Here is a 14,236-nt window from a genome sequence, read left to right on the forward strand (position 1 = left end):
CTTAAAAAGGTAACATATAAACGAAGTGCCTATAAAAAGCGGACCAAGAATTCACTTGGTCCGCTTTTTTGTGCTGATTATTAGTTTGTTGAAGGAGAGCTGGCTACGCCTCTCCATCGTTTCAGATGAGGCAGCTGTTCGGCGAGTAATTTGCGGGCGACAGCCTCATCCATTCCTTCTTGAACCAAGTAGCCTGTACAAATGTCAGACATTTCTTGCAGCGTAATATCAGGCTGTTTAAATGCTCCATCTTCATAGCAGTATACACAATAATCTTCGATCTTTTGCCCTTCCTTGTTCGTTCCAAGTAAATCTTCCGTAGGCATAGGCATCCCACAGCTTTGACAAAATTTCGGTTCGCCTTGCATTTGCCCTACATGCTCTTGATTCATATACAGCACTCCTTTTAAAAGTATGCGAAGCTTATGAGCACTCGCTTTAAGTACATTATAGAACTATGAATCTGACGACATACCGTCAGGTTTAAAGCGAGGTTGCATATTTTTTGGCAACCCCAAGAGCCAACTCTCCAAGCTTCTGACGAATATGTTCCGGCTCTAGCACTTCTAAAGCCGTTCCGAAGCTGAGCAAGAAACCATAGAGCCATCCGTCCTCGGGATAATGGATGGACACATTATATCCACCATGTCCGTCCGGTTGAAGCTCAGTGGAGTCAAAGCGATCTTCCGCTAGATGTCTGCCTTCAGCTGTGAAGTGCAGAAGGATTGGCGACACTACTGAGGTTGAAGTCACTCGCTGATAATCAGTGCTCCAGGGCAGCTCATGCATGTCCCTATCTTCTCTAATGAACTCCCGTTTTTCTTTAACGAGTCCTTTCATACGATGCAGCTTGAATAATCTGAAATCCTGGCGTTGCAGACAGTAACCATACAAGTACCATGCTTGTCCTTTTAAGACTAAAGTATAGGGCTCGACAGAACGCTGACTGGACTGCCCCTCGGCATTGACATAATCAAAGGCCACAGTTCTGTTTTCTTCCAGCGCCTCTTTTAGAGTTGCAATCTTCTCTTCTAGGATAGGCTGAAGACCCCAAGGAGAGAAATCGATGATAAGCTGGGTCGTTTTGCTTCGGAAAGCGGCGGTCTGTGAGGGCGGGATTACGCTACTGATCTTCTCCATGAGCAGAGTGTGTTCAGTTCCTCCATAAGAGGAGACGCTTTGCAGAGCGGAAAAAATATCAGCCAGCTCGCGGTCGGTCAATACATTGCGGTCTAACCGGTAGCCTTCCATAAGGCCGATACCACCACCCGATCCCTGATAGGTGACGATAGGAATTCCAGCCCCATTAATACTTTCAATATCACGGTAAATGGTACGCACGGACACTTCGAACATGTCGGCGAGCTCCTTCGCCTGAATGAGACGCCGGTTCATTAATAGAATGACGATAGAGAGCAATCGATCAATTTTCAAAAATAGAGCCCTCCTTTTCGGATAATTTCGTTATGTAATGATGTACTACATCTTAGCAAATTCTTGAAAATAAAGCATGGATGGAGCCTCGGGCGCTGGGTTTTGCTGGGGGAGCAGGGTTTTCTGTAATTGCTATACTGTTGGCAGGGTATGCGTTGATACGTAGTAAAAAGAGCGGTGAATTCACCGCTCCTTGGAAGGTTTTTTAATCTGTGCCTGAATCCGAGTGGCAGCTTTGCCAGGGAAGAGGCGGGCACCAATGTTTTTGCGATAACGGTAAATGATCACAAGAGCTGCTATTATTGCACCACCAGAAATAATCCAAAGCGCATATGACTCGAACAAATGGAAGATGCCCATCCACTGTGGACCAAACACCTTTCCGATGCTAAGAAACAGTACTACCCAGAATACGGCTCCACTATAAGCATATAGGGCGAATTTACGGAAGGGAAGCGCGATAATACCAGCAAAATAACCTGTAAAGTGCCGTACCCCTGGAATGAAATAACCGATAAAAATTAGAAAGCTTCCGTATTTCTCAAACCATTTCTGTGTTTTTTCTAGCTTAGTAGGTGAGAATAGAAACCATTTTCCATATCGCTGGATAAAGGGCATACCGGCTTTTAATCCGACAAAATAGGTGAGGGTCATCCCAGCTGTGGTGCCTGCAAAAGCAACTACAATTAGCGTAAAGAAATCAAGTCTCCCAGTATAGGAAAGGAAACCGGCAAACGCCATAGTGGTCTCTCCGGGAAAGGGCAGGGCAACGAACTCGAGAAGTAATCCAAAGAATAATACGCTATATCCATATTTAGTGAATAATTCTTGTATAAAACTCAGCATTTCCATAAGATTGTCACTCTCCAAGAGGCAGTTGCCTTATTCTATTTTACAGCTTGTCTTCATACAATCTACCAGATGGCTTTTAAGCCAATAGAATGCTGGAGGTAGAGAAGATGAAGGGTAATAAAAGCGCACACAGCCGCCGAAAGTTGATAAGCGGATTGCTCGTTATGGTTGTAATATTCATCGTAATGCTCGGATGGAGTATAGGGAAAAACTTGAATTCATGGGAGCTCCGATCCTTGCAGCCCGCTAGCGCGGAGTCTGTATCTGTTAAGAATAAGCTTACCGCAGCGACGATGCAAGATTTGCCATCTGCAGTAGAACCCCTCGCTTCTGCATCTCCGGAAGTTCACTCCTCTTCAAGTGCGGCCCTTACTGTGAATCAACTCCCTCAAGCTAATGGGGTAGAGAAAATATCCAAGGTTTCGACAAAGAGTTCTGCAATCATAGCAGCCAAAAAATCTAAAAAAACAGTCTATATTACATTTGACGACGGACCTAGCGATAACACCTTCAATGTACTTGAAATTTTACATCAGGAAGGTGTGAAGGCAACCTTTTTTGTTCTTGGTAATCAAGCGAAAAGCCATCCTGAGCTCATCGACTCCATATGGGAACAGGGCCATGCGATTGGCAATCATACCTATAATCATAATTACCATGATTTATATAGTGGATTCACGGAATTTTGGAATCAAATTAAACAGACTGAAGAGGTTGTTCAGGGGATTACAGGGGTTCGGCCACAGCTTATCCGCGCCCCAGGTGGAACCTATGATCATTTTGATAATACCTATTTCAATTTATTGAAGCAAGCAGGTTATAAGGTGATGGATTGGACGGTGGATAGCGGCGATTCTAAACGGAAAGGCGTGCCAGCCTCAGAAATTTTGAAGGAATCCACAATGGATATGAAGTCTTCCCAGGTTATTTTGCTGCTACATGATGGTGGCGGTCATCAAGAGAGCGTCAAAGCGCTGCCGGACATTATTGCACGCTATAAGGCGGCTGGATATGACTTTGGCCTATTGGATGAAACGGTAGAACCTGTACAATTTAGAGTCTCTGCAAAAGCCACTAATTTGGGGCGGAAAAAGCCTTCAGAAGCTTGGGTCGCCTCAAATATCACACCGAATGCGGAGCTCTTTGCGCCTGGAAAGCCATTGATTCTGGAGGTAGGAAAGCTGGAGACGAAGCTGAATCCCGGGGAATATTCCGTGCGAAATGGACAGTATATGGTTCCGCTTCGTGCTGTAATTGAACGGCTTGGAGGGCGAGTTAGCTGGGATGTGAATAGCCGAAGTGGAGAAATAGATTGGAACGGGAAAGCGGTCATTGCCGATGTAATGAACAAACAATTGATTCTAAACCATCCTGATAAGGGTCAAAAGACAATCGATGCGAGGGTAGAAATGATTGGTGGATCGATCTGGGTATCGCTACGAGAACTGCTGGAGACAACAGGTCATCCTCCGCTTAATATAAGCGTTAATGAAGTAGAACGCCGGGTAAAAACATTCTGAAAGAAGAGCTGAGGCTGTCTAGTAAAAAGAAAAAACAAATGTCTGGGCACCCTTTTTCATGGGAAGAATAGATAGTAATAAGTTCCTGAGCTGGGAACAAGTCTATGACCAAAGGATGGGTGTCCCATTGTCCTCTTCATCACTAATTGATCAATTGAAGAAAGATGCCGGAAGTGTCAAAAGCTTCTCTTATCCGCGTAGCCGAAGTGCTCTGATGGAATGGTTAAGGATGCTAACTGTGGCTGGAATTATAGGTGCTTTATATGTTTGGCGAGGAGGTCCGTCTTTGCTATTTCTCCTGATCGTTGTTGGAGTTATTATGCTCGGTGGACTTATGCTTCAGCTCTCTGGTCCACGGACGATTAAGCTAGTTCGTACAATTACTCCTGCGAGACCGATGGCTGGTAATACACTTCATGTGAAGGTACAGCTGAGCTTCTCTTCTCGGTTGCCTCTCCCTTGGATGACCATTGCCGATTATTGGGGTGATAGCCATCATCAGAAGCTGCTATTTCCTGGATTCAAACGTTCTTTTTCATACACATACACGATTGAAAATTTATCTCGCGGCAATCATCATCTGCTTGGCTGTAGAGTAACTTGGGGAGATTTTCCGGGTTGGTTCACGGGAAGATCTGAACCGGATGGAGGACAGAGTTTTAAGGTGCTGCCAGCGCCTTTATACTTTGGTGGAACTGTACCAGATAGCGGATTTATGACGGGTGACACCTTGTATTCTAGAAGGGGAAGAAGCATCAGCGATGAGGCTTTGGAATCCAGGGATTATGAGCCAGGAGATCCACTTAGCCGAATTCATTGGAAGAATAGTGCAAGAACGGGAGCACTGCAGAGCAAAGTTCCAGAACGGGAAAAGGCAAGAATGACCTGTATCGTATTGGCTAATGACCCGTTCAGCTACGAGGTTCCTACAGATGCGCTTAAACCTCGTGGGAGCCGAGACGATTCGCCTCCAGCATTTGAGAAAGCGGTGTCGACAGCGATGGGGCTGATGCTCTCCGCTGAGCGTTCAGGTGCTTATGTTCAGTTGTTTAGCGGCGGTTGGCCAGAAGGTATGGCTAGACATGAAGGTCTGGGTAAAATCCCAGGGAGAGTGCTGGATATTCTGACTGAAATTTCTCTGGATGGCACTAGAAACCTGTCGCTGCTGCTTGATGATGCCTCCCGAGGCTGGATTCCGGGGATGACAGTAGCCATTATTACGGGACGACTAGAAGAGGAATCTGCCAAGGTGATTGCCAAGTTCTTGATGCAAGGTGTGAAGGTGGAGCTTTATTATGCTTGGGACCAATCAGCACCGAAGCCAGGGGAGGCTCGCCAGCCTGGAAGGGGAACTGTCGGAGATAGTTTGGCTCGTCTTGGAGCACGAATGTTTTGTCTGGATGATGCATTGCCAGCATTCAGATTCAGGGAGGTAGAGTTCCATGAATCATCCGGAAAACCAACACTACGGTAAGGGAAAATCGGGTGATACAGAACTGGCTATGAATGGCTTTCAGTTCAATTTGGGGCAAATAGAGAACAGACATGCCGGTAAGCAGAGAAAAGTGCCTCTGTACTATCGTTTGCTGTTCTCTTTGGCCATTATGGGGCTATTTATTGAATGGTTACTCCCTTTATATAGGTCTGCTTTATTAGAAGATACCTCCAAGATGCTACAAGTTCTAATGGTATTGGCGGCAGTGTTGCTGTTATGGGGGATATTTCAGATTCCGGGGTGGCTACTGCTAAGTATTCAATTTCTTATTACTGTTTCAGCATGGATTTACTTATGCAGTGGGGGCGAAGGCATAGGGTGGTTAGGGATTTATGCGGACGAAATTCCGAATGATCTTATTCTGCTTCTTTCTGGACATGTTTCTCAGTTAAGCGAGATCAGCAGGCTTTTGATATTGATTGTAGGTTGGGGGCTATTGGTATCCTCAGTACAGCAGCTTGCACTCTTCCGAGGGAGTACAGTGCTATTCACGGCAGTTACAATCATTTACTTGCTGATCTTGGATATGGGCTTTGACGTCAATACCACAATGGATATTGTGATATCCATGGGTCTTATTTTTTGGATGCACGCGATGAGTGGTCTCCTGCGTCTTCAAGAACGTGAGGGAGTTACTACACTGCCTTATGCGCGTTGGGGAGGGTTGACTTTGGCGACAGCCATTGTCGTGATGGCAACAGCATGGTTCGGTGGGCAGCTGCTCGGGGCAAGACCAACCAGCGAGCTTACGTTGCAATCGACATTTCAGAAGCTGCAGACTTGGGCTTCAGGCCATTTGCCAGATGATAAGGCGTCTAATGCTTCTGGAACAACAGGGTATAGTTCGAATGACGGTGAACTCGGTGCCCCGTTATCCCGCAATACTGAACCAGTCTTTACAGCTATAACTAGCGAGCGTACTTACTGGCGAGGTGAGAGCATTGCTTACTATGATGGCCGCCGATGGATCAGGGGGGGCGAAGAGTTTATGCCGCTTAATCTGTCCGGTATTCCACAGAATTCTTCATTGATGCTAAGCGGTGAAACTAGGAAACGAACGCTTCAACAGCGGATACAATTTGCCACCCCTTCTTCCGGGGGAATTCCTTTATTCAATGCGGGAATAATAACTGATGTTGAGTCGGTTGAACTCTTGGGCGGAAGTAAACTGGGATATGTGCTGTCTAACATAGACAGAGAGAGTTTTCGTCTGCCTGATTCAATAGGCTCTGCACGGATCACAGAATATTCAGTGGAGTCCTTACTTCCTGAGAGCGATCCAGTACTGCTTCGTGGTTTAAGCAGTAGCGATCCTCAGGACATTATGGGCAAGTATTTGCAATTGCCAGATTTGTTACCCGTACGAGTGAGAGATCTGGCGGAGATGCTTACAGCTTCTTCAGGTAACCGCTATGACTCTGTAACTGCCATTAAGGATTACTTACAACATGGATATTCCTATACGTTGAGCACAACGGTTCCACCATCCGGATCTGATTTTGTGGATCACTTTTTATTTGAGACAAAACAAGGCTACTGTGTTCATTTTGCAACAGCTATGACCGTACTGCTGCGCAGTGCAGGAATTCCTGCTCGTTATGTCCAAGGCTTTGGGCCTGGGACCTTGCAGGACGATACTATGCCGGCGAAGTATTTAGTCACCCAGGGCGATGCCCATGCTTGGGTGGAGGTCTATTTCGCCGGCGCCGGTTGGGTCCCATTCGACCCAACGCCTGGCCCCGCCCTTGCCGCCGGCTTCGCCGCACCGGCGCTGCCTGCGGCAGCCTCGCTCGCGCCGCAAGCTGCGCGAAGCGCGGGCCTGCCCGCCCTGCCGATGGCGGGCGGGACCTCTGCCGCGCCGCTCGCTGCCGCGGCGCTGTTTCCCGCCGCCGCTTGGCGCTGGCGGCGTAGCCTGGCTCTGCTGCTGGCCGCGCGCAGCGCCAGCAGCATGAGCCGCGAGAGGCAGCTGCGCGCTGCCTCTCTAGCTTGGCACGGGCTGGCGGAGCGGTATGGACCGCCGCCGCCCGGTGTCACTGGCAGGGAGTATGTGGACTCCCTGCAGATCTACGATGCCGGACTAAGCGAAGCCGTCCGGCAGTTCGTACGCCAGTGGGAGACCCTGGCGTACGCGCCCGCGACTTCAGACTTCGTCGCGGCCGATCGCGCGAACGAAATGCCTGCAACGTCTAGAATGTCAGCAAGGTCGATGATATCTGCAATCCCTGTAATGTCTGCGGCGCCAGCATCACCTGCAGAGATCAGCGAGCTTACTACTCATGATGCGTCCGCGTTTATACGCGAATGCCTGATCATCACCTTCCGGTTAACTTAATCGGTCAGAACAGCTGATGCTGCTATACAATTCCTTCCATGGAAAGGAATGTTCTTCATGAAGTTTAACTCTCTCCTATTATGAGAAGTGTGTTCTCCTTTCCTTGACGATGAGAATTAACCATGAGTATAATGAATCCAATAATCAAGGGAGGCTCGTAATGAATAAGCCAAATGAAATTATCGTCGTTCTCGATTTTGGGGGACAATACAACCAACTTATCGCGCGCAGAATTCGGGACTTGGGAGTATACAGCGAACTTTTGCCGTACAATACGCCAGTAGACAAGATCAAAGCACTTGCACCTAAAGGGATTGTCTTCTCTGGTGGCCCTAGCAGTGTATATGCTGAAGATGCTCCACATGTAGATCCAGCGATCTATGATTTAGGAGTACCGATCTTCGGTATTTGCTATGGTATGCAGCTAATGGCTCACCAACTTGACGGTAAAGTGGAACGCTCCGCTAAACGTGAATACGGTAAAGCCGATATTGATTTTGAAGAAGGTACTGCACTCGTTGCTGGGCTAGAGAGCCGTCAGACGGTATGGATGAGCCACGGTGACCATGTAGTTGAACTTCCAACAGGATTCAAGCTGGAGGCAGGAACTGAAAGTGCTCCAATCGCGGCAATGAGCAATGATGAGCGTAAATTGTTCGCGGTTCAATTCCACCCAGAAGTACGTCACTCTGTACATGGTAATGAGATGATCTCGAACTTCTTGTATCAAATTTGCGGTTGCGACGGCAAATGGACGATGGAATCGTTTATTGATGAAGCTATTCAAGATATTCGTAACCAAGTTGGAGACAAAAAAGTACTCTGCGCACTTAGCGGTGGCGTAGATTCTTCCGTAGTTGCAATGCTTATTCACCGTGCAATCGGTGACCAATTAACTTGTATGTTTATTGATCACGGTCTTTTGCGTAAAGGTGAAGCTGAAAGTGTTATGGAGACCTTCGTAGGTAAATTCGATATTCATGTCGTGAAAATCGATGCACGCGAGCGCTTCATGAGCAAGCTTGCAGGTGTTGAAGATCCTGAACAAAAACGTAAAATCATCGGTAACGAGTTTATCTACTGCTTCGACGAAGAGTCGGCTAAGCTCGGAGATTTCGCATTCCTTGCACAAGGTACACTGTATACGGATATCGTTGAGAGCGGAACAGCTACGGCACAAACGATTAAATCTCACCACAATGTGGGCGGTTTGCCGGAAGACATGAAATTCAGCTTGATCGAGCCACTAAATACCTTGTTTAAGGATGAGGTTCGTAAACTGGGTGAAGAGCTGGGAATGCCACGTGCTATCGTTTGGCGTCAACCTTTCCCTGGTCCAGGTCTTGCTATCCGTGTCTTGGGTGAAGTAACAGAGGACAAGCTTACTATCGTTCGCGACTCTGACTACATTCTGCAAGAGGAAATTGCTAAAGCGGGATTAGACCGTGAAATTTGGCAATACTTCACTGCCCTGCCTAACATGAAGAGTGTTGGTGTTATGGGGGATGCTCGTACTTATTCCTACACAGTAGGTGTGCGCGCAGTAACTTCCATCGACGGCATGACGGCTGACTGGGCGCGTATCCCATGGGATATCCTTGAGAAAATCTCCGTACGTATCGTTAACGAAGTTGAGAACGTAAACCGCGTAGTGTATGACATTACTTCGAAACCACCAGCAACAATCGAGTGGGAATAGGATCGGTGCAACTATAGATTTCAAAAAAACTCTCTTTTATTTGCGTTATTTAGCAAATAAAAGAGAGTTTTTTTATTTCTCAAGTAAAGGGTTGTGCTGGAGACGCCGTTTTCACAAATCTTTCATGAACACGTTTTGTTGAAAGGGCTTGCAACCCTCGAAAAGTTATGATAAATTGTACTTGTCTAAAAAATAGACAAGATAAACAAGTACATTTTCTACTAAAGGGGCCAATCAAAATGATGACTATTTCCAAAGAGACACCTCATATTAAACCGAACGGGGTAGAGATCGCTGAATCGATTCTGTTGCCTGGTGATCCTTTAAGAGCTAAGTTCATTGCGGAAACTTTTTTAGAAGATTACCAGTGCTTTAACGAGGTAAGAGGAATGTTAGGATATACCGGTACTTACAAAGGGAAGAAAATCTCTGTTATGGGTACGGGAATGGGTCCAGCGAGCATGGGAATTTATTCTTGGGAATTAATCAATGTATTTGGAGTTAAGAATTTAATCAGAATTGGTACCTGTGGTGCAATGCAAGAAAACATTGAGCTATACGATGTAATTTTTGGTATGGGAGCTGCAACGGATTCCAATTATGGTCATCAATATAATTTACCTGGACAATATCCACTAACGGCTTCTTTTGAGCTTTTGGAGAAAGCTAAGAAAATAGCAGATGATAAAGGACAAAAGGTTCATATTGGTAATATTTTATCCAGTGAAATATTTTATAATGCGGATCAGGCGGCTAATAAAAAGTGGCAGGATGTAGGGATTTTGGGCGTTGAAATGGAATCTGTAGCCCTCTATTGGAACGCTATCCAAGCACGTGTAAAAGCGCTGTGCATTCTAACAGTGAGTGATCATCTTATTACAGGAGCACAGACCACGTCGGAGGAACGCCAAACTGCATTTACTAAAATGATGGAGATCGCATTAGAGTTAGCATAAATGCTTTCCTTCTATGTGAAACTAATGTAAACGATATAAAGTTTATACAGCATGAGATATTGGAAGCCTATTATGTAAAGTCGTTCCGGTTATATTATTTTTAATTACTAGATAAGGGATGAGAGTAGAATGAAGAAATTTAAACGTGTACATTTAATCGTCATGGATTCAGTAGGCATTGGAGAAGGAAAAGACGCGGATCAATTTAACGATGTTGGCTCCCATACCCTATTACACATTGCAGAACATATGAATGGATTAAATCTGCCCAACCTAGCCAAATTGGGTCTATCTAATATTGAAAAAATTTTGGGTGTACCAAAAGCTGAGAAACCACTTGCTTATTATACTAAATTACAGGAAAAATCAGTCGGGAAAGATACAATGACAGGTCATTGGGAGATCATGGGTTTAAATATTGATCAACCTTTTAATGTGTATCCAAATGGATTCCCCGACGAATTAATTAAACAGATCGAGGACATAACTGGCCGAAAAGTAGTAGCGAATAAACCTGCAAGTGGAACGGCTATTCTTGATGAATATGGCGAGCATCAAATGAAAACAGGGGATCTGATCGTTTATACCTCTGCTGACCCGGTTCTGCAAATTGCAGCTCATGAAGAAATCATCCCATTAGAAGAGTTATATGATATTTGTGAAAAGGTTCGGGAAATCACCAAAGACCCTGCCTATTTAATTGGTCGTATTATTGCCAGACCTTATGTAGGCCAACCCGGGAAATTTACGAGAACCTCCAATCGTCATGACTATGCCTTGAAACCATTTCATAAAACGGTTATGAATAGCTTGCAAGACGGAGGTTATGATGTCATCGCCATTGGTAAAATCAATGATATTTTCGATGGTGAAGGCGTTACAGAATCCATTCGTACAAAAGACAATATGGATGGTATGGATAAACTGCTTGATGTAATTAAGAAAGATTTCACTGGAATGAGCTTTTTGAATTTAGTTGATTTTGATGCTTTATACGGTCATCGTCGTGATCCGGAAGGCTATGGAAGAGCATTAGAGGAATTCGATAAACGATTAGATGAGGTATTCGATTCCATCCGAGAAGATGATTTGTTAATCATTACGGCTGACCATGGAAATGACCCAACCTTCCCTGGTACAGACCATACTCGTGAGTTTATTCCTGTCCTAGTCTATTCCAAGCAATTAAAGGACAGTGGGGCATTACCTGAGCATGATACCTTTGCTGATATCGGTGCGACTATAGCAGATAACTTTGATGTTGATATGCCAGACAACGGTGAGTCTTTCCTGCCATTTCTTAAATAATTGATATCACATAAAAACCTCCAAAGTTTCTTTTTGGAGGTTTTTACGTTGCGATTGAAGCAGAGAATGACATTCCTTGTCGCTTGAAAAATGATGTGTCATAATGGGGAGAAAAGGACATCAGATGAATGAACACGCATAAACTAGATAAATTGAAACGGCCGCTTTATATCAATGTATATGATGAGCTTCTTCTTCAGATTAACAAAGGAGAATACCTCGTAGGTAGCCAGCTTCCTTCAGAACCGGATTTAGCCAAAAAACTAGGGGTTAGTCGCGCTACTTTACGGCAAGCTTTAGTTCTTTTGCAAGATGATGGATTAGTAAGAAATGTTCGTGGTAAGGGGAACTTTGTACTTGAATCTTCTTTTAAACAAGAGGATACTCAATTAGAGAAACTGAGCAACCCCATGCATAAATGTCATATAAGCGCATTTGACCAAGTAGATCTACATTATCGGCTGGACCCGCAAACGGAACATACCAAACAAGTATTAAGAAGAGATTCAGCTACAGTTGTAGCTTTGGAACGTTTGTATAGAGCAGGAGGAGAGCTACATGCTTACGCTTTTACTTTTATGTCTATGCAAACAGTAGAGAGGTTATCTTTGGATCTTGATAGTAAAGAGAGAATGCTGGATTTTCTAGAGAATCAGGCTTATGTAGATGCTAACCATGGGAATATTGAAATAAAATATACGCATACCGTTAACTTAGCAGATCGGAAAGATAAATTAATGGGGCAGAACGAGTGCTTTTTGCTACTAGAAACCCTTTACGACAAAACAGAGCCAGATTATCCGTTAATGTATAATAAATTTTATATTCCACAGCAGTTCTCAAATTTAAAATTAAATATGTCTAAAGGTTAACCAATAATAATGGATTAGAAAAACTCCCTTTTATCTGCGACATTTAGCAGACAGAAGGGAGTTTTTTTGACCCGAATCAAAGAGTTTTTCAAGGGGGGATTGCTTAATGCAAAATAAATCCTTCTTCTTCGGCCTCATTGTTTGGCAGGAAAGGCAGCTTCGGGTTCGTTTTCAATAAAGTATCCATCAATGCATGATCAAAATTATGCTTTACTACACAGTTGCGGTCAAAAATCATGGTAGACTCATCTCCCGGTTTACATGCCGGCCACTGGGGGAGGGAAGGGATGTTAGGATTGCCATAGCGTGCAAAGCTTACCCAGGCACCACAGATGCGTTCCTCCATCCGATCGGAAACTCCCGGAATGAGGCACACGGGAACACGTTCCGTATTATGGAACACGAAAGGGATCTCAGCACAGTGCCATGCTGTCTTGCCCCCCTCAAAAGGAAATTCATAAGTAAACAAGTAGGAGTAGGTAGGAGCTTCCTCGTGTCCGGATTTCTTCTCGATAAAGTCCTTGGTTGGAATACGGAAGAAGGTATCTAAGAATAGCAGGTCGGACAAGTGTTTATCCGGATACGCTTCCTTAAATTGTGTGACCAGCTTCTCCGTATGATTGCCATACTTTTGAGTCAGCGTCTCCATGGTGGCATCCTCAGACACGTCCTGCTTGTTAGGAACACCGGGACCAAAAGCGAACTCACCAAATACGCTACCAATCAATACCGGAATGGTCTTCGCATGCTCGGTAAAGCCCACCTCTCTAGGGTCGCCTACATAGAATTCATTAGGCATAGGATTGCCGCCAATGTATTCCCCTTGCATTGCGAGCGCCGGTGCAACTTTATTATAAGCTGCAGCTAACTGAGGATAAGGAACCGCTTCCAATTTTTCTACTTCGTCCGCGCCCATATTAAGCTCTGCTAACAGTGCCTTTACAATGGCGGTGCTATCAGTCTTGCTGGTGTCCAAAAAACCATCAATTAATCCGCTCTGGATAACGCCCTTATGGAACAGGCCGTCTGCTGCCGGAGTATTCATTAGTGTCCATACCTTCATACCGCCACCAGACTGTCCGAAGATGGTCACATTGTCCGGATCGCCGCCGAAAGCTGTAATGTTCTCCTGAATCCATTTTAAAGCTGCTACCATATCGGCATTTCCGGCATTAGCGGAATTGACGTATTTATCTCCAAAAGCAGACAGGTTCATGTATCCCAGAATATTCAATCGGTGATTTAAGGTTACTACGACCACATCACCGAACTCGCTAAGCTTGTCTCCTTCATAAGCTACCTGTTCAATAGAAGAGCCAGCTGCGAAACCGCCCCCGTGCAGCCATACCATAACAGGTTTTTTGGCCTGCGGTTCAAGGCTCTGAGTCCAGATATTCAGATACTGACAATTCTCATCCATAGGCCAGTAACGGTGAGGAACCAGCACTTCCATTTGAGGCTGATCCTGGGTTAACATGGGAGACACATAACCGTAAGCGAGTGCATCCTTAATTCCCTCCCAAGGCGCTACCTCTGTGGGCATCTGGAAGCGCTTGGCATCTGCGTACTTTATCCCGTGAAAGGTATAAGTGCCGTTGACCTGAAAGCCTCTCATTTTTCCAGCTTTGGTCTGTACAATGGGTTCTGCTGAGGAACATACGAAATTTTTTGCTGTCATCATGGAAATCCTCCTTACATCAGATAGCCCCATTATAATAAAAGTAGGTTAGTGAAAAATATAGGAAACTTATCTGCTTTATCCTTATTC

Annotated in this window: 11 protein-coding genes; 7 read left to right on the forward strand and 4 right to left on the reverse strand. The window is 45.1% G+C overall.

All coding sequences use genetic code 11. From position 1 onward, the window contains the following. Window positions 1–80: 80 nt before the first annotated feature. From H70737_RS03070 to H70737_RS03080, 3 genes are all read right to left on the reverse strand, one after another. On the reverse strand, window positions 81–392 hold the full coding sequence (locus H70737_RS03070) for a zinc ribbon domain-containing protein (protein WP_231573377.1): 312 nt from the start codon (window positions 390–392) through the stop codon (window positions 81–83). Between the two features lie 91 nt (window positions 393–483). Next, entirely contained in the window at window positions 484–1,434 is a 951-nt protein-coding gene (locus tag H70737_RS03075) for a helix-turn-helix transcriptional regulator (RefSeq protein ID WP_042184686.1), read from the reverse strand. 183 nt (window positions 1,435–1,617) lie between these two features. Then, window positions 1,618–2,286, reverse strand: coding sequence for a DedA family protein (locus H70737_RS03080; RefSeq protein ID WP_042184687.1), 669 nt, complete (start codon window positions 2,284–2,286; stop codon window positions 1,618–1,620). A gap of 107 nt (window positions 2,287–2,393) precedes the next feature. On the opposite strand from H70737_RS03080, the gene H70737_RS03085 reads away from it, so the two are divergent. From H70737_RS03085 to H70737_RS03115, 7 genes are all read left to right on the forward strand, one after another. Beyond that, window positions 2,394–3,806 carry a polysaccharide deacetylase family protein gene (locus H70737_RS03085; protein ID WP_042184689.1) on the forward strand — a complete coding sequence of 471 codons (1,413 nt, stop codon included), beginning with the start codon at window positions 2,394–2,396 and terminating at the stop codon, window positions 3,804–3,806. A gap of 127 nt (window positions 3,807–3,933) precedes the next feature. Next, window positions 3,934–5,280 (forward strand): DUF58 domain-containing protein, encoded by a 1,347-nt coding sequence (locus H70737_RS03090; protein WP_042184691.1) that lies wholly within the window; start codon window positions 3,934–3,936, stop codon window positions 5,278–5,280. Beyond that, window positions 5,249–7,633 (forward strand): DUF4129 domain-containing transglutaminase family protein, encoded by a 2,385-nt coding sequence (locus H70737_RS03095; protein ID WP_042184693.1) that lies wholly within the window; start codon window positions 5,249–5,251, stop codon window positions 7,631–7,633. Before H70737_RS03090 ends, H70737_RS03095 begins: the two co-directional genes overlap by 32 nt. Before the next feature lie 160 nt (window positions 7,634–7,793). Beyond that, window positions 7,794–9,332: a glutamine-hydrolyzing GMP synthase gene (guaA, locus tag H70737_RS03100; RefSeq protein ID WP_042184695.1), complete on the forward strand. Its 1,539-nt coding sequence runs from the start codon at window positions 7,794–7,796 to the stop codon at window positions 9,330–9,332. 242 nt (window positions 9,333–9,574) lie between these two features. Further along, window positions 9,575–10,288 (forward strand): purine-nucleoside phosphorylase, encoded by a 714-nt coding sequence (deoD, locus tag H70737_RS03105; protein ID WP_379426044.1) that lies wholly within the window; start codon window positions 9,575–9,577, stop codon window positions 10,286–10,288. 129 nt (window positions 10,289–10,417) lie between these two features. Continuing rightward, window positions 10,418–11,596 carry a phosphopentomutase gene (gene deoB, locus H70737_RS03110; protein WP_042184699.1) on the forward strand — a complete coding sequence of 393 codons (1,179 nt, stop codon included), beginning with the start codon at window positions 10,418–10,420 and terminating at the stop codon, window positions 11,594–11,596. 128 nt (window positions 11,597–11,724) lie between these two features. Continuing rightward, complete coding sequence (locus H70737_RS03115) at window positions 11,725–12,468, forward strand: GntR family transcriptional regulator (RefSeq protein WP_042184701.1); 744 nt, start codon at window positions 11,725–11,727, stop codon at window positions 12,466–12,468. A gap of 103 nt (window positions 12,469–12,571) precedes the next feature. Here the strand turns inward: H70737_RS03115 and H70737_RS03120 are convergent, their stop codons facing one another. Further along, window positions 12,572–14,149: a carboxylesterase/lipase family protein gene (locus H70737_RS03120; RefSeq protein WP_197071260.1), complete on the reverse strand. Its 1,578-nt coding sequence runs from the start codon at window positions 14,147–14,149 to the stop codon at window positions 12,572–12,574. Window positions 14,150–14,236 lie beyond the last annotated feature (87 nt).

It is taken from the genome of Paenibacillus sp. FSL H7-0737, from assembly GCF_000758545.1.
Classification (GTDB): Bacteria; Bacillota; Bacilli; order Paenibacillales; family Paenibacillaceae; genus Paenibacillus_AQ.

Excerpts from the sequence above, each read along its gene's own strand:
- H70737_RS03080 (WP_042184687.1), bottom strand. The coding sequence starts at position 2,286 with ATGGAAATGCTGAGTTTTATACAAGAATTATTCACTAAATATGGATAT.
- H70737_RS03115 (WP_042184701.1), top strand. The coding sequence starts at position 11,725 with ATGAACACGCATAAACTAGATAAATTGAAACGGCCGCTTTATATCAAT.
- H70737_RS03070 (WP_231573377.1), bottom strand. The coding sequence starts at position 392 with ATGAATCAAGAGCATGTAGGGCAAATGCAAGGCGAACCGAAATTTTGT.
- deoD (WP_379426044.1), top strand. The coding sequence starts at position 9,575 with ATGACTATTTCCAAAGAGACACCTCATATTAAACCGAACGGGGTAGAG.
- H70737_RS03085 (WP_042184689.1), top strand. The coding sequence starts at position 2,394 with ATGAAGGGTAATAAAAGCGCACACAGCCGCCGAAAGTTGATAAGCGGA.
- deoB (WP_042184699.1), top strand. The coding sequence starts at position 10,418 with ATGAAGAAATTTAAACGTGTACATTTAATCGTCATGGATTCAGTAGGC.
- H70737_RS03120 (WP_197071260.1), bottom strand. The coding sequence starts at position 14,149 with ATGATGACAGCAAAAAATTTCGTATGTTCCTCAGCAGAACCCATTGTA.
- H70737_RS03095 (WP_042184693.1), top strand. The coding sequence starts at position 5,249 with ATGAATCATCCGGAAAACCAACACTACGGTAAGGGAAAATCGGGTGAT.
- guaA (WP_042184695.1), top strand. The coding sequence starts at position 7,794 with ATGAATAAGCCAAATGAAATTATCGTCGTTCTCGATTTTGGGGGACAA.